Genomic DNA, 21,726 nt, shown 5'->3' with positions numbered 1-21,726 from the left:
GGGATTGAAACCCGCCGCTTTCCAGACGGCGAGACCTATCTGCGGCTGTTGGCGCCCGTGAAGGGTCGTGCCGTCGATGTGGTTGCCACGCTGGCCGGACCGAACCCGGATTTCCTCCGCCTTGCCTTTGCCGCCGATGCGGCCCGCGCGCAGGGGGCAGCGCGTGTCCGTTTGGTTGCGCCCTATCTTGCCTACATGCGGCAGGACAAGGCGTTCAAACCTGGCGAAGCGGTGACGTCCGACACGTTCGCACGGCTCGTCTCGTCACTGTTCGATGGGCTTGTGACGGTGGATCCGCATTTGCACCGCCGCACTGCGCTGTCTGACCTCTACGACATTCCGGCCGCAGCGGTGCAGGCGGCCCCGGCGCTGGCCGACTGGATCGTGGCCAATGTGGAACGACCGCTACTGATCGGGCCGGATTCCGAAAGTGCGCAATGGGTGCAAGCCATCGCCGAGCGGATCAGCGCGCCCTGGAGGGTGATGGAAAAGACCCGGCGCGGCGACTATGACGTATCGGTCGACCTGCCGGACCTGACTGGACATGCGCTATGCACCCCGGTTCTGATCGACGATATCGCCTCGTCCGGACGCACCTTGATCGCGGCGGCTGACCTTCTTGCCGCGCGGGGCATGGCGCGGCCGGTCTGTGCCGTGGTCCATGCGCTTTTCGCCGGGGACGCCTTCGCGCGGCTTCAGGCGGTCTCGGCGCGTGTGGTGTCCTGCGATAGCGTGCCGCATCCCTCGAATGCGATCCCGCTTGCCCCGCTGGTGGCGCACGCATTGGCGGGGCTGGCCGCACGATGAATCACATACCGGCTTCGGCCCTTGACGGAGGTCTTTCATGCTGACCCTTACGACGCACGGCGCGGCGGGAACCGTTACCGGCTCGCGCCATCTGCTGACCCGCGGCAACCAGCGTATTCTGGTGGATTGCGGCATGTTTCAAGGTCTGAAGAACCTGCGCGACCTGAACTGGGCGCCGTTTCCGGTAGAACCCCGGTCGATCGGCGCGGTCGTGCTGACCCATGCGCACCTGGACCATTCCGGGTATCTGCCGAAACTGGTGGCCGACGGGTTCCGCGGCCCGATCTACGCCACTCCCGCAACGCGGGCTGTGGCCGAACTGATCCTGCGCGACAGCGGCTATCTGCAGGAAAAGGATGCGGAATACGCCAATCGCAAGGGCTATACCAAGCACAAGCCGGCGCGGCCCCTGTATGGCGTCAAGGACGCCGAACGCGCGCTGGAGGCCTTTGTCGAGGTCGATTTCCACGCGACGACGACCGTCCTCGGGGATGCGGCGCTGACCTATCGGCGCGCGGGGCACATTCTGGGTGCCGCGACCGCCAGCATCGACTGGGGCGGGCGCAAGGTGGTGTTCTCGGGCGATCTCGGGCGCTACGGCGATGAAGTCATGGTCGACCCCGAGCCGGTGGAAGAAGCGGATCACATCGTCATCGAATCGACCTACGGCAACCGCAGCCACGACCAGACCGACCCGGCCGAGGCGCTGGCGGCGCTGATCTCGCGCACTGCGGCACGGGGTGGCACCGTGGTCATTCCGGCCTTCGCCGTTGGAAGGGCGCAAAGCCTGCTCTACTACATCTGGAAGCTGAAGCAGGGCGGTCGGTTCCGGGATCTGCCGGTCTACCTCGACAGTCCGATGGCGATCAATGCGAGCGAGCTGCTTTGCACCTACCCGAATGACCACCGCATGTCGGTGGATACCTGCCGCGACGCTTGCGCGATTGCAACCTATGTCCGCGATGTGGAGAAATCGAAGGCAATTACCACCAACCCCTACCCGAAGATCGTGATTTCAGCCAGCGGCATGGCCACCGGGGGACGCGTCCTGCACCACATCCGCGCCTTTGCGCCCGACCGGCGCAACCTCATCCTCTTTTCCGGCTTTCAGGCGGCGGGGACGCGCGGGCGGTCGATGGTCGATGGCGCGTCCGAAGTGAAGATGTTCGGCGAATGGGTGCCCGTGCGGGCCGAAGTGGCGAACCTGCCAATGCTTTCCGCCCATGCCGATGCGGGCGAACTGCTTCGATGGCTGGGCGGGTTTCGGGCTGCACCGAAACACGTGACGATCGTCCACGGCGAGCCGGAGGCCGCCGAGGCGCTGCGAGTGAAGATCAAGCGCGACCTTGGCTGGCATGCGGACGCCGCACGACAGGATCAGGAGTTCGCACTGTGAGCGAAGCGATCGCCGACGCCCGCGCCGCGCTGCCGCTGATGCGGCTTTTGCGGATCGGCCTGCACAGTCAGGGTGAAGCGATTGCCATGATGCGATCCGATTGTCAGGTGTGCCGGTCCGAGGGGCTGCATGCCCGTGCGCGCGTCGAAATCGACTCTGGCGGGCGCCGGATCACCGCCCGGCTTCTGCCCGTGGACGGAACGGTGCTGAACCTGCACGAAATTGCGCTCTCAGAAGATGCATGGGCGCGCCTCGGTGCAGCAGAGGGGGACGAGGCAATCGTTCGGCCTGCACCGGCGGCGGACTCGATGTCCCTGGTGCGCCGCAAGCTATATGGTGGTCACCTTGAGGAGACGGACTTTGCTGCCATCCTGCGGGATGTCCAGGGCGGTCGTCTCAGCGATATTCAGATCGCAGCCTTCCTGTCCGCCGGTGCCGCGCTGCCGCTTGACGATTCCGAGACCATCGCTCTGACGCGAGCCATGGTCGAAGTCGGAGAAAAGTTAAGCTGGAACGCGCCTCGTGTCATGGACAAGCACTGCGTCGGTGGCCTTCCCGGCAATCGGACGACGCCAATCGTTGTCGCTATCGTGGCGGCATGTGGCCTGGTGATCCCGAAGACGTCTTCGCGGGCCATTACCTCGCCTGCGGGGACGGCGGACATGATGGAAACGCTGGCCCCTGTCAATCTGGACCTGCCTGCTATTCGCCGCGTTGTCGAGGCGGAGGGAGGCTGCGTCGTCTGGGGTGGTGCGGTCCGACTGAGCCCGACAGATGATGCCTTCGTGCGGATCGAACGCGAGATCGACATCGATGCCGAGAGCCAGCTGATCGCGTCGGTCCTGTCAAAGAAAGTTGCCGCCGGATCGACCCATGTCGTCATCGACATTCCCGTCGGCCCCACGGCCAAGATAAGGACCGTCGAGTCTGCACGCGCGCTTGCCGCACGGCTGTCGCTGGTGGGAACGACGCAGGGACTCGAGGTTGCCTGCCTGCTCACCGATGGCAGCCAGCCGGTCGGGCGGGGCATCGGTCCGGCACCCGAGGCGCGTGATGTCATGGCCGTCTTGAGACGCGAAGCCGGGGCACCACGGGACCTTGCCGAACGTGCCCTTGCCTTGGCGACGGCGTTGCTGGAGACCGGCGGGGCAGCTGCGCCCGGTACGGGTTCCCGCCTTGCGCGGGCTGTGCTTGCTGACGGACGCGCCTGGACGAAATTCGCCGCTATCTGCGAGGCACAGGGCGGCCTGCGTGAGCCGCCCGAAGCGGTGCAGAGCCATGAAGCAGTGTCACCGTCTTCCGGAACGATTGCCGCAATCGACAATCGGCGACTGGCGCGGCTGGCTAAGCTGGCTGGGGCGCCGGGCAATCTGGCCGCAGGGCTTACCCTTGCCGTCCGGGTTGGCGAAACTGTCGTGAAGGGACAGCCGCTCTTCCGTCTGCATGCAGAGAGCGCTGGGGAAATTGCCTATGCACTCGAATACGCAACCGCTGCACCGGCCATCACGATTGCCGGGTGACATGTCCGGACGGTTAACTCGCGGAACGCTCGCCAGCCTGCTTGCGGTCGCCACGTTGACCGCGCTTTGCTATCCGCTTCTGTCGGTTGGCCTGAATCTCGCACCTCCGCTCCAGTTTGCTACACTCCGTGCAGGCGTAGCCGGACTGGCGCTACTGATGTTGGCATTTGCGATGCGCCGTCCGTTTCCACAAACGAGAGTGTTGTGGCTGCAATTGGGAGCGTCGGGCATTTTCTCGACGACCATAGGCTTCGCGAGCATGTTTGGCGCAGCCGGCCTCATCGCGCCCGGCATTGCGGCCGTGGTAGCGGGCACGCAGCCTATCGTTGCGGCCCTGTTGGCGTTGGTGGTTTTCGGCCAGCCCTTTGGAAAATGGCAGGCTATCGGAATGTCCGTGGCGCTTGTTGGACTTGCCGCGATGACGCTTCAGGACATCTCAGCCGGAGGGACCACGGCGGTCGCGGGAGTTGCGCTGGTGGTCGCGGCGACGGTGGGAAGCGCTATCGGCAACGCCCTGACGAAGCGATTTGCCTCGGATGTGGACCCGATCGCAGCGGCGGCGGTTCAGCTTCTGCTTGGCGCGGGGCCTCTCGCAATCTTTGCTTTCGTATCCGAACCGCTCACTTCAGCCGTGCTGGAACCCCGCTTTCTTGCGTTGGTAATCGTCTTGGGCATCGGTGGCACGGCCGTAACTTTCACGTTATGGATCTCGGTTCTCAAGGACTGTCCGCTAAACACCGCGAACGTCTTCAACTTCGTTGCCCCGCTTTTGGGGGTCGCGATCAGTGTTGGCTTTCTGGGCGAGAGTCTTACTCTGCTTGCTGTGGCGGGAATGGTTTTGACGATCAGCGGGATCGCACTTGCCGTCCTGCGCGAATGACGGGGCAGGCGGGAACGGGCCAAAATGTTTCCGAGGTGAGCCAGTCCCGTTTAGCCCATCCCATGCAAACCGTGCAGATCTCCCGTCAGCAGGATCGAAATCAACAGAGGAGCTGAGACGCCGAGGACCAGCAGACGTTCTCTCCACTGTCTGAGACGCAAACACAACAGGACAGTCAGCGCCCCGGCCAATCCGACCTCGAATACCCCGATGATGCCGCCGTAATAGTTCGGGTCCCAGTAGCTGACCGGACTGCGGAAGACCCAGTCCGACACGGGCCAGAGCTGGCGGCGGGCATCGTCATGATGGGTGACGAAGTCGATGGCCGCATGCAAAAAGCCGGCTCCCACAAAGGCGGTGAGAATGAGGTGACGTCGCCAGTGTCCAAAGGCAAGTAGCAGCCCCCAGACGAAAAAGCTGTGATCGACGGCAAAGACGGCCTGCCATGAGTCCGAGTAGAAGAGGGTTCCGAAGACTTCATGCTGCGGAATTCCGGCCAGACGTGTCGAAGAAAGCACCAGCGCAAACATCGGAACATCAGGAGCGAGACCGCCCAGCATGGCCGCTACCAGAGTGGCCGGCACGACCGGACGCGCAAAGACAGCAGCGCCGATCAGCATATGCGTAGGTGTGTTCATCGCATCAACAGGCCGGAATTGGTTCGGCCTTCTCCTCTTCCGCAATCTGTCGGAGGAGGGAGAGGGGAACCGCACCGCTCAGCTCGGTCCGTCCGATCACCAGACCTGGGGTGCCAATGAACCCGAATAGGTCGGCAAGTGCGCGTGTCTGGTCGAGTTCGGCCTGAACCCCGACGGAGGACATGTCGATCAAGAGCCGCTCGACATCCAGATCAAGGGTCTCCGCAACACGCCGCACCGAGGCCTCTTCGGCAACCATCGGTGTCCGCATGAAGCAGCGGCGAAGCTCCTGCTGCTTGCCCTGGCGTGCGGCGGCAACGGATGCCCGGGCGGCCAGTTCGGACGGCGGCCCGAAGATTGGAAGTTCGTGCTGCACGAGCCGGTACGCGGCCGGGTCTTTGGCCAGCAGGGTCTGAAGATCCCGCTCGAGTGCACGGCAGAAGGGGCAACGAAACTCGCTGAAGTAGGCGATCGGAACGACAGGGTCGAAGGCGCTTTTTCCAAACAGGGCCGGACATGGGTCGGTGCGCAGAGTCTCCATGCGCGCCCTGCGTGCTCCCGCATCAGGAAGTGGCCCATCGAGACCGACAAGGGCAATGTTTGCCGTGGAGGTCTGTCCGGCCAGTTCCAGCCGACGAAATGGCGGCACACCCTCGATGTCGACATAGGACAGCCCGCTTCCGCCAAGCCGGTCCCAGGGCAGGGCCCGTAGTCCATACATCAAGGCTACGATGCCCCCCAACACGAAGACATCACGACGGCGGATCGTCACAGGACAGTAACCGGCGTTCCGACTGGGACCTGCTCATAGAGTTGGATCACATGGTCGTTCAGCATCCTGATGCAACCGTTCGACACGGACCGTCCAATCGACCACGGCTCTGTCGTGCCGTGAATCCGGTAGTAGGTGTCGCGCCCGTCGCGGTAAAGGTAGAGGGCTCGGGCGCCCAGTGGGTTGCCAGGTCCGCCCGGCACCCCCTCGGCAAACTGGGCATAGCGATCGGGATTCCGGCGGATCATGTCGTTTGTCGGGCGCCATGACGGCCATTCGGCCTTGCGTTCAATGATTGCCGATCCCTTGAATGCCAGACCGGCCTTGCCGACGCCGACACCGTACCGGACGGCCCGCTCGGAATCGAAAACATAGTACAGAAAGAAACTTCGCGGGAAGACGAGGATCTGACCGGGGGCATGTTGCTCTCGGACTCGGACCTCGCGAGGTTGAAATTCGTCGGCCAATACGAAGGGTTCTTCGGTATGAGCACGAAGGACAGTTGGCATCGAGAGGGCTGCAGCGGCTGCGCCGGAAAGAAAGGATCGACGGAAAATCATGCGAACTCCTGAGAGGAACGTGAAGGACGAGGGTTCACTCAGAGGAAGGTTCGCGGAGGTGGGCGACCGGGGGCAAAGGCGCGGCTTGAGGCAGAGACCGGCGTAATCACGAACCGCGCAGACTTGGCATACGGTGCCACCTCGAAAAATGACAAGGAGGCAGTTGCGACAAGCTGGCAGGAGGCATGGCCTGATCCGTCGCTGCAAAGGGCGTCCTGGTCCACAGCTGCGGTTTGAGCATGATCTGCATGAGCGCCGTGGGATGCGTGATCAGGAAGCGCCGCCCAGAGAAGGGCGACGAGCAAGCACAAACCGCACAGGGTGTTCGCAAACTTACGCATGGGCGCAGAATAGCGCTCTTGGTGTATGGGAGAGGTGTTCACATCGAAGTGAGCAGAGAATTTCCCAACAAAATCGGCGAAAGCGCCACGGCTTCACCTCTTTGTGACCCCTGTGCGATGCAAAGCGATTTGACCTTCCCACGTTGGAAGCCGGCACAGGTAACAAAAAAGAGGAGCAGACCATGCGATTCAGTCGACGACTTTTCGTTGCCGGAGCCCTTGCCGCGCCTTTCCTGACGGGCCGGGCAGCCTTTGCGACCGAGGACAATCAGGGACCAGTCCGGAACAACATCTCGGCGTTCCGCATCCATGAGTGGCAGGACCACTTCGACTCGCTTGGGGTCGGGGTCATCATCTCTGACACCACGGGCAAGGTTCTCCAGCACTGGACGAGCGACGGTCAGATGTTTCTCTATCCCACTTCGGTTCCGCTATCAGATGAATTGACCCGGCGGGGATACACCGAGGTCGTCGAGAAGCGGGTTAACCCAAGTTGGGCTCCGACGCCCTCGATGCGGGAGCGCAACCCGGAGTGGCCAGCCTTCGTGCCAGGAGGCGATCCAACCAATCCGCTTGGCACCCGCGCCCTGTATCTATCGTGGCAGTACTACCGGATTCATGGTACTCACGACACGCGTAAGATCGGGCGTCGTTCGTCGAACGGCTGCATCGGGCTTTACAATGAGCACATCGAAGAAGTGTTCGACCGCACTCCGGTCGGAACGAAAGTCAAGCTGATCTGAACGGATGAGAGCGACAGCATACCCACTGGCCCCAACGCAGAACCTGCTTGCACGCAGGTTGTTGCGTTTCGTATCGATGTGGCTTCTGACTGTCGCTCTGGTCATGGGCTTGGTGCTAGGACAATCTGCAGAAGCAGCGTCCGGTAACGAGCATCACGACCTCACAGTCGAGGCTGCCGATACACCCGAACAGCAATCCTCGGCAAAGCCTGCCTGCTACCCCGGCGTCATTTGCACCGCGTTCGCTTTGCCCGATGCTCTGGCCTCGATACAGCCCACGGCCGTTCCGGCTGTGCTTCAGCCCGACGCTGAGCAGTCGCAACGCCGTTTTGGCGGTCCGGCCATCACACTTCCTCCCCCGCGAACCCTGACCTGACAGTCGGGCCGAACGATTGTTCGATGACCAGACGAGCTGGTTTGAAAGACTGGCTCAGGTTCGACCCTTTCTCAGCCTGACTCCAGAATTCGTCCCAAGCTGTGACCCGCCTCACCGGCAGGGCGCAGCCAACGATCAACAACAAGAAACCAAGGGCAGTCAGGCAGATGAAATCTCAATGGACGGGCGCGATCGCGCTTGCCGCTTCCGCCGTCGCGGCAGTGGCGCTGGCACATACGGGGGCGACGGGCGTCGTCCTGGACCGAATGAACGGAATGACGGCAATGCGCGACACCATCGCGGAATTGGCACCGATGATGCAGGGCACCGTGCCCTACGACACATTCATTGTGTCTGAAGGCGCCAGCGTCATTGCAAGTCATGCGGGAGGGACGATGCTGTCGCTTTTCCCTGAAAACAGCCTTGAAGGCGTCACCTATGCCAAGCCGGAAATCTGGTCCGATTGGCAGGAGTTCGCGGCCCTCTCCGAAGAGCTGAAGGCCTATGCTGATGCCTTGGCTGAAGCTGCCCCGAACGGCCTCGAGCCCGCGAGTTCGCCAAATGGCGAGATGGCTGGCATGGATCACTCGGCCATGGGCATGACCGGAACACCGCAACCGGCGCAGGGCTTCACGGTCGCGGAATTGATGGGATACGGAACGACTCCGGAAAAGATCGCGGTGACACGAGGGACATCGGACCCGACAGTTTTGGAGCTTGATCTGACGACACTGGCGGCGGACGACCTCTTCAACCGGATCAGCGCGACATGCTCTTCCTGTCATGCGCAGTTTCGTGCGGGCCGGAACTGACCATGCGAGGTTTGATCCGGCTTTCCTTTGTCTTCCCAGCCATCGTGGCAGGTATAGGTGCCGGAGTGTTGGCACTGTGGCCGATCGGGGAGGTCGAGCCCGCGAGCTTCCCTTCCGGCGATGCCGAACGTGGGGCCTATCTCGCGCGCGCAAGTGGCTGCGTGTCCTGTCATACCAACTCGGCCGCCAAAGGATTGGCGCTTGCGGGAGGTGCGCCTCTTGACACACCCTTCGGCACCTTCGTGCCTCCGAACATTACACCGCATCCGGAGGCCGGGATCGGGCGCTGGACCGTCCAGGATTTCGCCAAGGCGGTGCGCCAAGGGGTGTCGCCTGACGGCGACCCCTACTACCCCGTCTTCACCTACTCTTTCTACGCCGGTTTTACCGATCAGGACATTGCCGACCTCTGGGAGGCGTTCCGCACCGTCCCGGCTGTTGGCGATGCAGCCCCACCCCACGACGTCGGCTTTCCCTTCAGTTTCAGATCGGGGCTGAAGCTCTGGCGCGCGGCTTACCTTGAGACGCCCAAGACGGACGCACTCATGGGCACGTCTTCCCCGTGGAACCGCGGGCGGGTGCTGGTCGAAGGGGCTGCTCATTGCGCTGCCTGTCACACGGGCCGAACCCTGGCAGGGGGCCTTGATGACGGCGCCCGCTTTTCCGGGAACGACAGCCTTCCAGGGGGCAGCAAAGCACCGCCAATTCTGAGTGACGTTCTCCTCGCAAAAGGTTGGGGCGTTGCGAACCTGGCTTACGCGCTTCAGTCCGGGATTCTGCCTAACGGTGATGCTTTCGGCGGCAGCATGGCCGAGGTCGTCGCTGAGGGCACGTCTTTCCTGAGCGCTGCCGACCGCGAGGCCATTGCCACCTATCTCCTCGACCCCGAAGGCACGGGCGACATTCCTGCGCCCGCACCGACGCCGGTCGAGACCCCGATGGCTGGGATGGATCATTCACAGATGGATATGGGAAATGGGAACTAGAGTGCTTGCCGTCATTCTGGCTTTGGGCGTTGCCGTCTTCGTCGGTGTCTTCATCTGGACCACCGTCTGGACCCTCGATCCGCGCGACACGATCTCCGCTGATCCATCGGCGACAGCCGAAGTGTCCGAGGCGCTTTCGGACGGACGGATGGACGTCCAGGTCTACGCGCTTGGTAATCTCGACGTTCGAGTTGAAATCCAGTTCATGCCCGATACCGACGCCGGCGCAGCTGCCGGCATGCGGCCAGATGTGAACTTTGCGATGGTTGACATGCACATGGACGGCGTAGCGCCGCCGCTTCAGCTGGTCGAGGCAGGCGTCTGGCGCGCCGACGTGAAGCTGCCCATGGCCGGTCGTTGGGTCGTCAGTGTGGGCTTTGGTGAAGAGTTTGCAGAGGTCGAGTTTGATGCGCGATAACCCAAGTCCGGCAACTTTTCTGAATGATGACAGCCTTCGCCGCAACCTGCGCGGCCTGGCTGTTGGCACCACCCTGTTTGTGGTCCTCGGCACGGTCACTGCCGTATGGGCGAACCCACTTTTTGTCCGGATGACTCCAGTCGGGCCTTGGGAGTTCGTCGCGACCGTTCTGACGGCCTTCCTCGGAGGTGTGACAGCGGCGATGTGGGTCCCTCAGTGCAACTTGCGCGCTTCCGGGACGGGTGGGCTTGCCAGCTTTCTCGGAATCGCCTGCCCAACCTGCAACAAGGTGCTCATGCTGGTCTTCGGTGGACCCGCGCTTCTTGCCTGGTTTGATCCGCTCCGGCCGTGGCTTGCGACTGCCGGGCTCGTCATCATGGGCACCGCCGCGTTGACAACGTGGCGCCGGTTTCGCGCTGTCCGCACTGGCAACAGGGAGGTGCAGGGACTGCGGGGTCTTGATCGGGGTGACGTGAAATGAAGACAGTCACGGTCCATGACCCAATGTTCCGACGGCTGAGCCGGAATGTACTTTTGCGGCACGGGCTGATGGCCCTCCTCTCTGCTGGCCTCGTTCTGATTTTTGCGGCTATCCATGGCGAGTGGAGTCCGATGCACCGCTGGAACCGGGCACTTGCCGACGCCTCGCTGGTGCTGGTTGCGCTTTCGATGGGCCTGGGGCCTCTGGCCCGGCTCCTCAGACCCGCAGTGTTGGTGCTGCCCTACCGCCGTGAGTCGGGCATCTACGGCTGCCTTCTGGCGCTTGCGCATGCTGGAATCATTCTTGTCGGCTGGGTCGAATGGGACCTGATGCGGCTCTTCGGCTTCGAATGGCATCCCGAACTCCTCAGCTATGTCATGTTTCAACATGGCTTTGGTCTGGCCAATGCAATCGGGATCGCCGCCTTGCTCCTCGCGATCCTCCTGGCAACAACATCAAGCGATGCCGCAATGCGCCGCCTTGGCGTTTCCGGCTGGAAGTTCCTGCAGATGGGTGTCCTGCCGCTTTGGTGGCTGTCTGTAGCGCATGTCGCCTACTTCCTGTTCATGCACTTCCTCAGCTTTCACCGGGCGACGCCCGAGCCGAACCCCCTGCAGTATTGGTTCGTCGGACTGGTGGTCTTGGTCCTGGGACTGCGACTTGCCGCTTACCTGAAAACCATTGGCGGCAGACGCATGCCGGAGTCTCAGTACGAGAGGGCCAAGCATGCGCCGATCTGAACGGGATATTGCCCGGGCCTCACGGGTAACGACGCGTCGGTCGCTGATGCTGGGCGGCGTGATGACCTCGGTGGTCGGTGTGCTTGGTTTCCGGATGTGGCAACTCGGTGTACGCGATGCTGAGGAATATTACCTCCTGGCCGAGGAAAACCGGATCAATTTGCGGCTGGTGCGCCCCGACCGGGGCCGCATCTTCGACCGCGCGGGCAAGATCGTCGCGGACAACGAACACACCTACCGGATCATGCTCGTGAAGGAGGAGGCCCGGGACGTCGATGACGTCCTTGCGAAACTGCAGCGGCTTCTTGGTCTGACGAGCGAGGATATCGACCGGATTCGGGAGCAACTTGACCGCGTTCGGGGCTTTGTCCCGGTGACCGTTAAGGACAGGGTCACCTGGGAAGAGTTGTCAATCATCGCCTTGAACACCCCGGCTCTTCCGGGTGTCCACCCGGAGATGGTCCTGTCCCGGGTCTATCCCTTCGGGCCGGACTTTGCCCATCAGGTCGGCTATGTGGGACCCGTCAGCGACAGCGATCTCACAGCCAAGGACGGGGAACCCGATCCGCTTTTGCGCTCGCCGGACTACCAGATCGGCAAGACGGCGCTTGAGCGGATCCACGAGCGTGCGTTGCGCGGTGAGCCGGGAGCTCAGCGGGTGGAGGTCAACGCCGGCGGCAGGACCATGCGCGAGCTGGCACTTGATCCGCCGACCCCCGGCTCGGACATGCAGATCACACTGGATCATCATTTGCAGAACTTCATGCGTGTGCGCCTCGAAGGACAAAGCGCGGCAGCAATCGTAATGGATGTGACAAACGGTGATCTTCTTGGCTGCACGTCTGCGCCTGCATTTGACCCGAACCTCTTCGTGCGGGGGATCTCGAGCAAGGACTACAGCGGTCTGCGCGACAGCGAGTTTCGCCCGCTTGCCGACAAGACCGTTCAAGGGGCCTATCCGCCGGGATCCACGATCAAGATGTCGAATGCGCTCGCGGCTCTGGAGAGCGGAGTCATGGACCCAGCAGAAACCGTAACCTGCAACGGATACGTGGAAATCTCTGGTCGCAGATTCCATTGCTGGAAAAGCGGCGGCCATGGGCGGGTCGACATGGTCGGTGCGTTGCGGCAGTCTTGCGACGTCTACTTCTACGAAGTCGCGCAACGGATCGGGATCGACGGCATCTTTGCGATGAACGACCGTCTCGGACTGGGCCAGAAATACGACCTTCCGCTGTCGGGAATGGTTCACGGCAACAATCCCTCACGCGCCTGGAAGCAAGAGCGCTACGGTCAGGATTGGTTGATTGGCGACACGATCAACGCGTCCATTGGCCAGGGCTTCACGTTGACCTCGCCAATTCAGCTTGCCACGATGACCGCGCGCCTCGCCTCAGGAACGGAAGTCCTCCCACGTCTCGTGCGCCCGCTCGGTGGGGCCAGCCCGGGTGAACCTGCGCCTGCCTCACTTGGTCTTTCGGCAGAAGCGCTTGCGATCGTGCGACAAGGGATGTTCGAGGTGTCGAACCACGAGCGTGGTACGGCCTATGCCTCGCGGATCGCGGATGTGACCAAAGCAATGGCCGGGAAGACCGGAACGAGCCAGGTGTTTTCGATTACAGCGGCCGAGCGCGCAGCCGGTGTCCGATCGCAGGACGAACTCCCATGGAACAGGCGGGACCATGGGCTGTTCGTGGCCTTCGCACCCTTCGATGCGCCTCGATATGCCGTGACTGTTGTAGTGGAGCATGGCGGCGGCGGCTCAACGGCGGCGGCACCGATCGCGCGCGACATCATGCTCTTTGCCCAACACGGCGGCCTGCCGCCCGAAGATGCCTATCCTACTGCTCAGCGGGCCCGAATTCGGGAGGATCTGGCTCAACTGTCCGAACGGATTCTCCCGCCGGATGGGGTGACACCGATCACCGTGAGCCGGACATGAAGGCCACCAAGCCAAGAGCTGGCAAGTTCAGAGGCGCTGCGATTGTTGCGCCCGCGGCATTCTTTCTGCTGTCCGCGCCACAAGCAGACGCGTTCTTCCACAATAGCCCCGATCTCGAACAAGGTCGCGCCATCTATGAGGCGGAATGCGCGTCGTGCCACGGCGCCGATCTGGAAGGACATCCCGACTGGCGAACGGCCAATGAGGACGGGACCTATCCCGCCCCGCCGCATGACGCGGGCGGCCACACCTGGCATCACGGCGACATCATGCTGCACGACTACATCAAACGCGGCGGGCAGGCCGTCCTTGACGAAATGGGCGTTGCCTTCACCTCCGGCATGCCGGCTTTCGGCGACCGTCTGACGGACGAGGATATCGAAGCTGTTCTCGATTACATCAAATCGACTTGGCCCGACGGCATCCGCGCCACGCAAGCAGAGCGGAGCGCCGTCGAGGCACTCGCCCCATGATGCCTGACCCGAACGATAGTCTGTCGGTCCAAGTTTGGACTTGCCTCTCGAGTTACTTGAGGAAGCATCAACCCTCAAAAAATGTACGAAATGAAAGGTCCGCCCGATGCGAATGAAATCCCTGCTGCTTGCCAGTGTCTTCTGTTTCCAAGTCGCTATGCCGTCCTTCGCGCAGGAGGTCTCGGATGAACGCATCAAGGCTCTCGTCGCCGAGGCCCTGCGCGAAAACCCCGAACTGATCCTCGAAGCGCTCCAGGCCCTCGAAGAGCGGCAGGCGGAAGCGCAGGCAGCCGCCGCAACCGCAGTATTGGCCAATGAACGCGACACATTGGAACGTGACCCTAACGCACCGGTTCTAGGCAATCCGAAGGGCGATATCACGGTAGTCGAGTTCTTTGACTACAACTGCCCCTACTGCAAGCGCGCCATGCCGGAAGTCGACGCTCTTCTGGCCGAAGACGGCAACATCCGGTTGGTGATGCGCGAATGGCCAATCCTCAGCGAGGGATCTGCCTTTGCCGCACGCGCCGCGCTCGCATCCCGGAAGCAGGGCAAATATGCTGAGCTCCACAATGCTCTGATGGGTATGCGCGGCAAGGTAGAAGCCGACACGGTGCTGCGTGTCGCCGGCGAAATCGGCTTGGACTTGGACAGACTCAAGGCAGACATGCAGGCGCCAGAGATCGACGAGCACATTGCAACCTCGATGCGTCTGGCCGAGGCGCTCGGTTTCAACGGGACGCCATCCTTTGTCGTAGGCGATCAGCTGGTCCCCGGTTTTGTTGAAAAGGCGCAGCTTTCCGAAATCGTGGCTTCTGTTCGGGCATCAGAATGAGTGGTTCGAAACGAGTCGCTTCGGAATGCTCCTGTTGCACCGCCTTCCCTGCTCGCAGGACGATCCCGGCCGTCCCGGCCCTCGCGGCGGTACTATGGATCGCTCTGTCTGGAATTGCGGCAGCGCATTCGTTCATTGCAGCAATTCTCGTCGTCAGTGAGAATGTTGAGCAAGACCTTGCGGAGGCTGTCCGAGGATTCGTGTTGGCTGCCGACGAGCGGGACGGGCACCCAAACGAAACCTCCGACGGGCATCTGGGCGGCGTTGACGTGCATGTTCTTCCGCTTCCGGCCGAAGCCACCAGACTTGTCCAGAAGTTGACTGGCTCACCAGACGAGCCGGCTGATGTCGTCATCGTCCTTGGACCGAAGCCTGCCGCCGACGACGCGGCGAGCAAGTACAGCCGTGCGAGCACCGTTCTGGTGCAAGCACTCCTTGCGGAGGGCTGGAATGGTGATGACCGCATGGACGGTTTCGTCACACGCTACCGGCTCGCCTACGGCAAGGAGCCCGGTCTTTTGGCCGCCTCAGCCTACCACGCGGCGCGCAGGTTGGATGTCGCGATCAGACCGCTTGACGGAGCGGGGCCGCGGGATGTGCTTCTGGAAGCCTGGCAAGCATCCGAGGTCGGCTTGCAAAGATGAGCCTATGGTCTCTCGCGCGGCGCGCACCGGGTGGGGATCTCACGCCGCCGGATAGCTGGTGAAGACCGTACTGCTTCCGTCCAGACCGACCATAACGACATCATAAGCCTGACGCTCTGTCTCTGGTCCCATTCCCGGTGAGCCGAATGGCATGCCCGGAACGGAAAGTCCCACTGCCAAGGGGCGTTCGGCCATCAACCTGCGGATATCCGCTGCTGGAACGTGCCCTTCGATGGTGTAGTCGCCGATGGTCGCCGTGTGGCAGGACGACAGGTTCTCCGGGATACCGCGCTCCCGCTTATAGGTCGCGAGGTCTTCGACACTGCGCTCTTCAAAGCTGACGTTGAAGCCGCTTTCGCGTAGGTGGCCGATCCAGGCGTTACAACACGGACAGCCAGGGTCCTTCACCACATGGATCCGTTCGTCCCCTTCGGCCAGCAAAGGCACAGTGCTCATGGCAAGGATGGCCGGTCCGGCAAGAAGAAGAGTACGGCGCGCAAGGATCATCAAAAGCCCCATTTTATGTGTCACCGCAAAATACTGCCAAAGGCCGGGCGTGGCGAGCGCAGTATGGCTCCCAATAGGCCTGATCACCAAGAAACTACCGAAGACGCGCGTCCCCGGCCTGCACCAGAAGGACGCCGTGATTCTCATCTGCGTCATCGTCCGTAATCCGACGGGTCTGAACGCCCGGCAGATCTGCGAAACCTTCCATCATCCGTTTCGGGAACCAGGTCATTCGCAGGCTTTCGAAGCCGGGAACGCCTTCCAGTACGCGCGATATTGCAATTGTGCAGTTCGCCTTGGGCACCGCGCCGTACGCTTTGGCACGCGCCATGATCAGGTCCGCAACTTCTGGTGAAACCATGATTGTCTGCTCGACAACGTCGTAAGTTTCGCGAGCATGGTAGTCGATGTAGAAGTCGACCATCTTCGGCGTGATCCCGAAATGGACGTCGTTGCGCTCTGGAAGCTTCGGATGTCGCCAGGTTCCCGCCGGGTCAAAGAGAACACGCTCTGAGCCATTGATCAAAAGCCCGGCGTGCGCACCGGCGCCGCTGCGGGTCGACAGGACGGTATAGAGCGTGACCGAGGTCGGGCCGACATGTTCATAGCGCGCGTCGGCCACGGCTTCATCCGGCGCCCAGATCGGTTCGGCGCCGCAGGCGGACAGCAACAGAGTTGCGAAAAGGGCGAAGACCAATCGTTTCATGGTGTGTACCGTCAGATCATTGAAGTTTTCGCGACCCGCGTTCGGTTGCCAGTAAACTCTGCGCTATCAAGTCAAGACGAGGGAAAACGCGGCAATTCTGCTGCAGTCGATGTCATCGCCATATTGCCCAGACACCAAACTGTCAGATGACGGCACCAGACCACACTGATACACATGACGTCATGACCCGCTCGTTGTTTCCTATGCGTGCACTGATCCTCGCCGCCTATCTTCTGGCGGCGATCCTGCCAATGCTTGCCTTCTCCGAAGGTCGGCAACAGTCTCAGGCCGACCATGAGCAGATGATGGCGATGGCTGGCCATGGCGCGCATATGTCATCCGCAGGCAGCCCGATTGACGATGCACAACGGCTGCTTTGCCAGCAACATTGTCTTTTTGCGGCTGCGGCTCTTCCCGCCCCAAGCCCGGGCGTCGTCGCCATCGCGCGTTCGGTTGAAATCAACCTGAACAATGACCTGCTGGCTGCATCGCTTGCGCTCCCGCCACCTGGCCCACCTCCGAAACGCACACTGATCTGACCCTATAGCTCCGGTTCGCCGGGGCCTTCAGTCTTTTCACATTGCGATACAGGAGAATTCGCATGATCGCTCTCTCTCGCCGCGGCTTTCTGGGCGCTTCTGCGGCTGCTGCCGCCTCACTTATTCTGCCTGCTCGTGCTAGAGCACAATCAGCCCGCATGTCGCTGACGGCGACGACCCGGACGCTCGATATCCGGGGCAGGGCCGCCACCGTCTGGGGGCTGATGGACGGCAACGGCCGGTCTGGATTGGTCCTCGACCCGGGTCAGGCATTCGCCGTCGATCTGACGAATACCCTGACCGAGCCGACCATCATCCACTGGCACGGACAGATCCCGCCAAACGCTCAAGACGGCGTGCCGGACATGCCCATGGCCACGCTGCAACCCGGCGAAAGCCGCGCCTATGACTTTGCCGCGCGCCCGGGCACGCACTGGATGCATGCCCATATCCCCGCGCATGAGATGCTGCTGCTGGCCGCCCCCCTGGTCGTGCGGCGGCCCGAGGATGTTGCGGCCGATCGGCAGGACGTGACGCTGTTCCTGCACGACTTTTCGTTCAAGCCGCCTGCGGAGGTGCTGGCAGAGATTACCGGCGGCGCGTCCATGGCCGGGATGGACCACAGCCAGATGGGTCAGGACGGCATGGCCGGCATGGACATGGGCGCAATGGGTCAGGGGGACATGATGGCCATGCCGGGCATGGACGGCATGGCGATGGACCTGAACGACTACAACTTTGACGCCTACCTTGCCAATGACCGGACGCTGGACGACCCCGAAGTCGTGCAGGTGGACAAGGGCAGCAAGGTCCTTGTTCGGGTGATCAACGCGGCCGCCGCGACGGTGTTCTGGATCGACACCGGCGCACTGACCGGGCGGCTGGTTACTGTGGACGGAGAGCCGGTGCAGCCCCTTCCTGGCAACCGTTTCGGAATCGCGATGGGCCAACGGCTTGACATCGAGCTTAATGTTCCAGCCGAAGGCGGGGCCTTCCCGGTCCTCGCCCTGCGCGAGGGTGCAAGAGAACGGACGGGTCTCGTCCTTGCCACCCCGGGGGCCACGGTGACGAAGGTCGCCAACATGTCCGACGCCGACCATCCTGCCTTCAGCGCCGATCTGACGCAGGAAGCGGCCCTGCGCGCCGTCACCCCGCTGCCGGAGCGCGCGGCATCGTCGCAGCCGATGTTGATGCTGGGCGGCTCGATGATGCCCTACGTATGGACCATCAACGGGCAGACCTGGGGCAAACATTCCCCGGTGACCGCGAAAACCGGCGAGCGTGTCGAGATCATGTTCCACAACATGTCAATGATGGCACATCCCATGCACCTGCATGGCCACGCTTTCCAGGTGGTCGGCGTGGGCCAGAACCGGATCGCGGGTGCTGTTCGTGACACCGTTCATGTGCCGCCGATGGGGATGGTGACGGTCGCGGTGGATGCGGGTGAAGCGGCGCGGTGGATGCTGCATTGCCATCACATGCCGCATCTCTCGACAGGCATGATGACTGAGTTCGCGGTTTCGGCCTGACGACGATCCGGACCCGCAGATTGCCTGCGGGTCCGGCCTTCCGCGATGGGAAAACCAATGCCTGTTCAGATGGGTCGTCGACCTCTCCTTGCCGGTCTTGCAGCGAGCTTCATTGCGGGGCCCGCCCAAGCGCGACCGCCTTTCCGGCTGCGAAAGGACCCGCAGCCTCTGCTTTCCCCGCCTATCCAGGATGAAGCAGGAACCACCAGGGTTCTTGGGGACTTTGCCGGGCGTGTGATCCTTCTGAACATCTGGGCGACTTGGTGCCCGCCCTGCCGGGAAGAGATGCCGGCACTCGAACGTTTGGAAGGGCTGCTTGGAGGCCCGGATTTTGCCGTGCTACCCCTTTGCATCGACGAGGGCGGGATCGAAAGGGGCCGAGGTTTCTATGATGAGATCGGGCTTGTAAACCTGCCGCTCTACTGGGCGGAACCGTTGCGGGTTCAACTGGCTTTGGCCTTCATCGGACTGCCGACGACGCTTCTGATCGACCGCGAGACGCGTGAAATCGGGCGGCTTCAGGGCCCCTTCGACTGGGGAAGCGACGAGGCTGTCCGTCAGATATCGGATCTGCTTTGATCGGTCGCCATTCCCTTGATTAAATCCCTGCCTAGCACGTTGAGTTCGGAAATGGACAGATCAGGCTGCCTGATAGCTGGTGAAGATTTCGAGACTTCCATCCCGGCGAACCAGCAGAACGTCATAGGCGTCTCGACTGTCTTCTGATCCCATGCCGGGGGAGCCGTAGGGCATGCCGGGTACTGCGAGGCCGACTGCGTCAGGACGCTCGTCGAGCAGCCTGCGGATATCTGCAGCCGGGACATGGCCTTCGAGCGCATAGCCGTCAACGGTTCCTGTGTGGCAGGAAAAGGCCTTTGCCGGAATGCCCTGATCCATCTTGAAGCGGATCAGCAAGGTTCCCATCGACACCTCATCCGTTACTGTGAACCCTTTTTCGCGCAAGTAATCCACCCATGCCTCGCAGCACTCGCAACCGCGCCCTTTGACGACATGGATCGGTGGTTCTTCCTCTGCCCTGGCGGCAGGGGCCAGGGCGAAGGCTGCTGATGCAAGCATGAGTTCACGGCGACCGATAAAATACCTTTTCATCCACGTTCCCCGTCGGTTGTTGGCATGAAGCCGGTTTCGCTGCGCCAAGTGGCAAGTGCATCAAGGTCAGCAGCAGTAGCAATCTCTTGCTCCGGCAGGGCGTCCTGGTCTTTCGGGTCGACCGGTCGGCCATCGACACGCACTTCGTAATGGAGGTTCGGGCCGCTCACGAGCCCTGTCGCGCCGACCGCGCCAATCTCGTCGCCCGCCTTGACCCGCGTTCCGACGCGAACGTCTTCAGCAATCTCAGAGAGATGCGCATATCGCGTGACGACCCCACCGCCGTGGTCGATGTCGATCGTGATGCCATAACCGCGGATCGAGCCCGCAAAGATCACCCGACCGGCACCAGTCGCCGAAACCTCGGTCCCCACGGGGGCCGCGTAATCGATCCCGGTATGCATTCGAACTCCGCCCAGCACGGGATGGTTCCGGCGGCCAAAGACGGACGACAGGCGGGCACCAAGGATGGGGGCCGCGGAACGCTGCACGGCTTCGCCATCTTCAAAGACGATGACCCCAGCCTACATGCTGCGCGCCTTTGCCAAGGAAGCCCGGGCCGAACTGCGGCGGCTCTTGGCGGAAGATGATCTTGCGCCGCATGTCGATGAGGCGAGGCGCATCTTTGCCATGGCAGCATCGGACATGGCGGTCGGCGAACCGATGACCGTCTACGCCCAAAGCTCCGCTATCCGGGCTATGCATGCGGCACTTGATGACCCTTGGCTGATCGAGGCCCGGGCGACGATCGTTGGTGCCTTCCTCGCCGCGATTGCGTCGCTGCTGATCGAGGCGCGACGCGTCAGATAGACCCGGACAATGCAACAGAATTCGATGAACTGCCTCCGGTTACTCGCAGGCAAGATCGGGCAGCGGCGCTGTCTCGAAGGTCAGACTGTCGGCGCTTGTAACGAGCGCGAACTCGCCGCCCGAGCGGAAGGTAGCCACCATTTTCGACCAGTCCGCTGCGTCAACCGATGCCTGTGCGGCGATGCCGTTGTTGACCGGCAGGCGGGCCTGTTCGCCCGACTTTGCGAGAACGACGACCATGTCCGGTGCGGCGTCTTTGACAAAGCGAACCACGAACGCGCCGTTGGGCGTTGGCCCAAAGACGCGATCCGGATCGCAGACAAGCCGCACCTCACCCGCTTCGCTGGTGAGCGCGTAGGTCGGCAGGCCACGTTCGACACCTATCGTCCAGGCGTCGAGCGCGTGGACGGGAACAGACATCGCCGCAAGCGCGGAAACAGCCAGAACGGGGGACAGAACATGCATCGACAGGAAAGCCTTTCGTGGTTCGCGTGGCGACAGCAAAGCACCACTTCTGATGTCGTTAGATATGTTCTGACAGAGTTCATGTCCATGACCGCTAGCCGTCAACGGATGACAGGAGGCCGGTATGGAAGAGGTCGCTAGAAGCAGCTCCAAAAGCCCGACCATCGATCGTCGCCTGTGGCGGATCGACCGCGGAGACCGGGAACTCGTTGCAGAACGGCACCGCACCGTGAATGGCCGGTTCAGGACCGTGTGGCTGGTCCCGGAAGAAAGCCTGCGTGGCGTCCTCTGGGTCGAGGTTGTCGAGGGAACACCGGGCGATCCGTCACCATGACCCATCAGCTTTCTGAATCGGACCGCCCGGATCGATTCAGAAATGCAATTAGACTTGGAGAGCAATAAGGCGGAGTCTGTGCAGAGGAGGACCGCCTTGGCTCTGGCACATCTGCACCGCATCGACCCTGAGCACAAGATGGCGCGATTCTACTGCATCGATGTTGCGGCGACGCTGTTCGGAGACGTCTCCGTCTTGCGGACCTGGGGCCGGATCGGAACGCACGGACGGACAAGACTCGAGACTTGCGCCACCGTGGAAGAAGCGGAGAGGGCGGCATCTCAAACTCTTCGACAGAAGATGCGGCGGGGCTATCTGCCTGCTGGCCAAATGCTGCCGCCAGACCTTGTGGTGTGAGA

The 21,726-nt window shown here is 62.2% G+C and carries 28 protein-coding genes; 20 read left to right on the top strand and 8 right to left on the bottom strand.

The genetic code is table 11. The features are described 5' to 3' along the window. The 4 genes from DRF71_RS23285 to DRF71_RS23270 form a co-directional block, all read left to right on the top strand. Window positions 1-807, top strand: an 807-nt coding sequence (locus tag DRF71_RS23285) for a ribose-phosphate diphosphokinase (RefSeq protein ID WP_112312984.1), incomplete at its 5' end; no start/stop codon positions are given. Between the two features lie 37 nt (window positions 808-844). Further along, window positions 845-2,203: an MBL fold metallo-hydrolase RNA specificity domain-containing protein gene (locus tag DRF71_RS23280; protein WP_112312894.1), complete on the top strand. Its 1,359-nt coding sequence runs from the start codon at window positions 845-847 to the stop codon at window positions 2,201-2,203. 38 nt (window positions 2,204-2,241) lie between these two features. Next, a complete protein-coding gene (locus DRF71_RS23275; protein ID WP_112312983.1) occupies window positions 2,242-3,723 on the top strand; it encodes a thymidine phosphorylase family protein in 1,482 nt (493 codons plus the stop codon). After that, window positions 3,647-4,603, top strand: coding sequence for a DMT family transporter (locus DRF71_RS23270; RefSeq protein ID WP_112312892.1), 957 nt, complete (start codon window positions 3,647-3,649; stop codon window positions 4,601-4,603). Before DRF71_RS23275 ends, DRF71_RS23270 begins: the two co-directional genes overlap by 77 nt. A gap of 50 nt (window positions 4,604-4,653) precedes the next feature. On the opposite strand, the gene DRF71_RS23265 is transcribed toward DRF71_RS23270, so the two are convergent. From DRF71_RS23265 to DRF71_RS23255, 3 genes are read right to left on the bottom strand one after another with little or no spacing between them, the layout of a single operon-like run. Continuing rightward, entirely contained in the window at window positions 4,654-5,223 is a 570-nt protein-coding gene (locus tag DRF71_RS23265) for a cobalamin biosynthesis protein CobQ (RefSeq protein ID WP_112312891.1), read from the bottom strand. 22 nt (window positions 5,224-5,245) lie between these two features. Next, complete coding sequence (locus DRF71_RS23260; RefSeq protein ID WP_112312890.1) at window positions 5,246-6,013, bottom strand: DsbA family protein; 768 nt, start codon at window positions 6,011-6,013, stop codon at window positions 5,246-5,248. After that, window positions 6,010-6,573 (bottom strand): L,D-transpeptidase, encoded by a 564-nt coding sequence (locus DRF71_RS23255; RefSeq protein WP_112312888.1) that lies wholly within the window; start codon window positions 6,571-6,573, stop codon window positions 6,010-6,012. Before DRF71_RS23255 ends, DRF71_RS23260 begins: the two co-directional genes overlap by 4 nt. Window positions 6,574-7,096: 523 nt before the next feature. Between DRF71_RS23255 and DRF71_RS23250 the strand changes: the two genes are divergently transcribed. The 10 genes from DRF71_RS23250 to DRF71_RS23200 all read left to right on the top strand — a co-directional run bounded on the left by DRF71_RS23250 (window position 7,097) and on the right by DRF71_RS23200 (window position 15,364). Beyond that, window positions 7,097-7,657: a L,D-transpeptidase gene (locus DRF71_RS23250; RefSeq protein WP_112312982.1), complete on the top strand. Its 561-nt coding sequence runs from the start codon at window positions 7,097-7,099 to the stop codon at window positions 7,655-7,657. A gap of 477 nt (window positions 7,658-8,134) precedes the next feature. Beyond that, entirely contained in the window at window positions 8,135-8,845 is a 711-nt protein-coding gene (locus tag DRF71_RS23240) for a cytochrome c (protein WP_157971258.1), read from the top strand. A 2-nt stretch (window positions 8,846-8,847) separates the two neighbouring features. Continuing rightward, window positions 8,848-9,831 (top strand): c-type cytochrome, encoded by a 984-nt coding sequence (locus DRF71_RS23235; protein ID WP_232831650.1) that lies wholly within the window; start codon window positions 8,848-8,850, stop codon window positions 9,829-9,831. A 1-nt stretch (window position 9,832) separates the two neighbouring features. Continuing rightward, the gene (locus DRF71_RS23230; RefSeq protein ID WP_112312883.1) at window positions 9,833-10,249 is read left to right on the top strand and encodes a hypothetical protein; all 417 of its coding nucleotides are present in this window, start codon (window positions 9,833-9,835) and stop codon (window positions 10,247-10,249) included. Continuing rightward, window positions 10,239-10,730: a hypothetical protein gene (locus tag DRF71_RS23225; protein ID WP_112312881.1), complete on the top strand. Its 492-nt coding sequence runs from the start codon at window positions 10,239-10,241 to the stop codon at window positions 10,728-10,730. The genes DRF71_RS23230 and DRF71_RS23225 overlap by 11 nt, the downstream gene beginning before the upstream one ends. Next, window positions 10,727-11,470 (top strand): ferric reductase-like transmembrane domain-containing protein, encoded by a 744-nt coding sequence (locus tag DRF71_RS23220; RefSeq protein ID WP_232831649.1) that lies wholly within the window; start codon window positions 10,727-10,729, stop codon window positions 11,468-11,470. The genes DRF71_RS23225 and DRF71_RS23220 overlap by 4 nt, the downstream gene beginning before the upstream one ends. Next, entirely contained in the window at window positions 11,457-13,412 is a 1,956-nt protein-coding gene (gene mrdA, locus DRF71_RS23215) for a penicillin-binding protein 2 (protein WP_112312879.1), read from the top strand. The genes DRF71_RS23220 and mrdA overlap by 14 nt, the downstream gene beginning before the upstream one ends. Then, complete coding sequence (locus DRF71_RS23210; RefSeq protein WP_112312878.1) at window positions 13,409-13,885, top strand: c-type cytochrome; 477 nt, start codon at window positions 13,409-13,411, stop codon at window positions 13,883-13,885. The genes mrdA and DRF71_RS23210 overlap by 4 nt, the downstream gene beginning before the upstream one ends. Window positions 13,886-13,997: 112 nt before the next feature. After that, window positions 13,998-14,720, top strand: a complete 723-nt coding sequence (locus DRF71_RS23205; RefSeq protein WP_232831648.1) for a DsbA family protein — start codon at window positions 13,998-14,000, stop codon at window positions 14,718-14,720. A gap of 203 nt (window positions 14,721-14,923) precedes the next feature. Continuing rightward, window positions 14,924-15,364, top strand: coding sequence for a hypothetical protein (locus DRF71_RS23200; RefSeq protein ID WP_126976248.1), 441 nt, complete (start codon window positions 14,924-14,926; stop codon window positions 15,362-15,364). Between the two features lie 39 nt (window positions 15,365-15,403). Here DRF71_RS23200 and DRF71_RS23195 read toward each other — a convergent pair whose 3' ends face one another. Together DRF71_RS23195 and DRF71_RS23190 are read right to left on the bottom strand one after the other, a co-directional pair. Beyond that, window positions 15,404-15,895 (bottom strand): DUF411 domain-containing protein, encoded by a 492-nt coding sequence (locus tag DRF71_RS23195; RefSeq protein WP_232831647.1) that lies wholly within the window; start codon window positions 15,893-15,895, stop codon window positions 15,404-15,406. A 70-nt stretch (window positions 15,896-15,965) separates the two neighbouring features. Next, complete coding sequence (locus DRF71_RS23190; protein WP_112312873.1) at window positions 15,966-16,577, bottom strand: membrane lipoprotein lipid attachment site-containing protein; 612 nt, start codon at window positions 16,575-16,577, stop codon at window positions 15,966-15,968. 182 nt (window positions 16,578-16,759) lie between these two features. Here DRF71_RS23190 and DRF71_RS23185 point away from each other — a divergent pair, with 182 nt between their 5' ends. From DRF71_RS23185 to DRF71_RS23175, 3 genes are all read left to right on the top strand, one after another. Beyond that, window positions 16,760-17,116: a hypothetical protein gene (locus DRF71_RS23185; RefSeq protein ID WP_157971257.1), complete on the top strand. Its 357-nt coding sequence runs from the start codon at window positions 16,760-16,762 to the stop codon at window positions 17,114-17,116. A gap of 62 nt (window positions 17,117-17,178) precedes the next feature. Next, window positions 17,179-18,648, top strand: coding sequence for a multicopper oxidase family protein (locus DRF71_RS23180; protein ID WP_112312870.1), 1,470 nt, complete (start codon window positions 17,179-17,181; stop codon window positions 18,646-18,648). A gap of 45 nt (window positions 18,649-18,693) precedes the next feature. After that, the gene (locus DRF71_RS23175; protein WP_332872078.1) at window positions 18,694-19,227 is read left to right on the top strand and encodes a TlpA family protein disulfide reductase; all 534 of its coding nucleotides are present in this window, start codon (window positions 18,694-18,696) and stop codon (window positions 19,225-19,227) included. Window positions 19,228-19,287: 60 nt separating this feature from the next. Here DRF71_RS23175 and DRF71_RS23170 read toward each other — a convergent pair whose 3' ends face one another. Together DRF71_RS23170 and DRF71_RS23165 are read right to left on the bottom strand one after the other, a co-directional pair. Continuing rightward, entirely contained in the window at window positions 19,288-19,758 is a 471-nt protein-coding gene (locus DRF71_RS23170) for a DUF411 domain-containing protein (protein ID WP_112312868.1), read from the bottom strand. Further along, window positions 19,755-20,162: a M23 family metallopeptidase gene (locus DRF71_RS23165; protein WP_408634565.1), complete on the bottom strand. Its 408-nt coding sequence runs from the start codon at window positions 20,160-20,162 to the stop codon at window positions 19,755-19,757. The genes DRF71_RS23170 and DRF71_RS23165 overlap by 4 nt, the downstream gene beginning before the upstream one ends. Before the next feature lie 109 nt (window positions 20,163-20,271). On the opposite strand from DRF71_RS23165, the gene DRF71_RS23160 reads away from it, so the two are divergent. Then, a complete protein-coding gene (locus DRF71_RS23160) occupies window positions 20,272-20,568 on the top strand; it encodes a hypothetical protein (RefSeq protein WP_157971256.1) in 297 nt (98 codons plus the stop codon). Between the two features lie 39 nt (window positions 20,569-20,607). Here the strand turns inward: DRF71_RS23160 and DRF71_RS23155 are convergent, their stop codons facing one another. Beyond that, complete coding sequence (locus DRF71_RS23155) at window positions 20,608-21,072, bottom strand: hypothetical protein (protein WP_126976286.1); 465 nt, start codon at window positions 21,070-21,072, stop codon at window positions 20,608-20,610. Window positions 21,073-21,157: 85 nt separating this feature from the next. On the opposite strand from DRF71_RS23155, the gene DRF71_RS27725 reads away from it, so the two are divergent. Next, a complete protein-coding gene (locus DRF71_RS27725) occupies window positions 21,158-21,367 on the top strand; it encodes a hypothetical protein (RefSeq protein ID WP_126976287.1) in 210 nt (69 codons plus the stop codon). A 42-nt stretch (window positions 21,368-21,409) separates the two neighbouring features. Then, window positions 21,410-21,724, top strand: coding sequence for a WGR domain-containing protein (locus DRF71_RS23150; protein ID WP_112312860.1), 315 nt, complete (start codon window positions 21,410-21,412; stop codon window positions 21,722-21,724). Window positions 21,725-21,726 lie beyond the last annotated feature (2 nt).

This window comes from Pseudogemmobacter bohemicus, assembly GCF_003290025.1.
GTDB lineage: Bacteria > Pseudomonadota > Alphaproteobacteria > Rhodobacterales > Rhodobacteraceae > Pseudogemmobacter > Pseudogemmobacter bohemicus.
The sequence above is the reverse complement of the archived record's forward strand: the minus strand, read 5'-3'. Positions and strand labels throughout refer to the sequence as shown.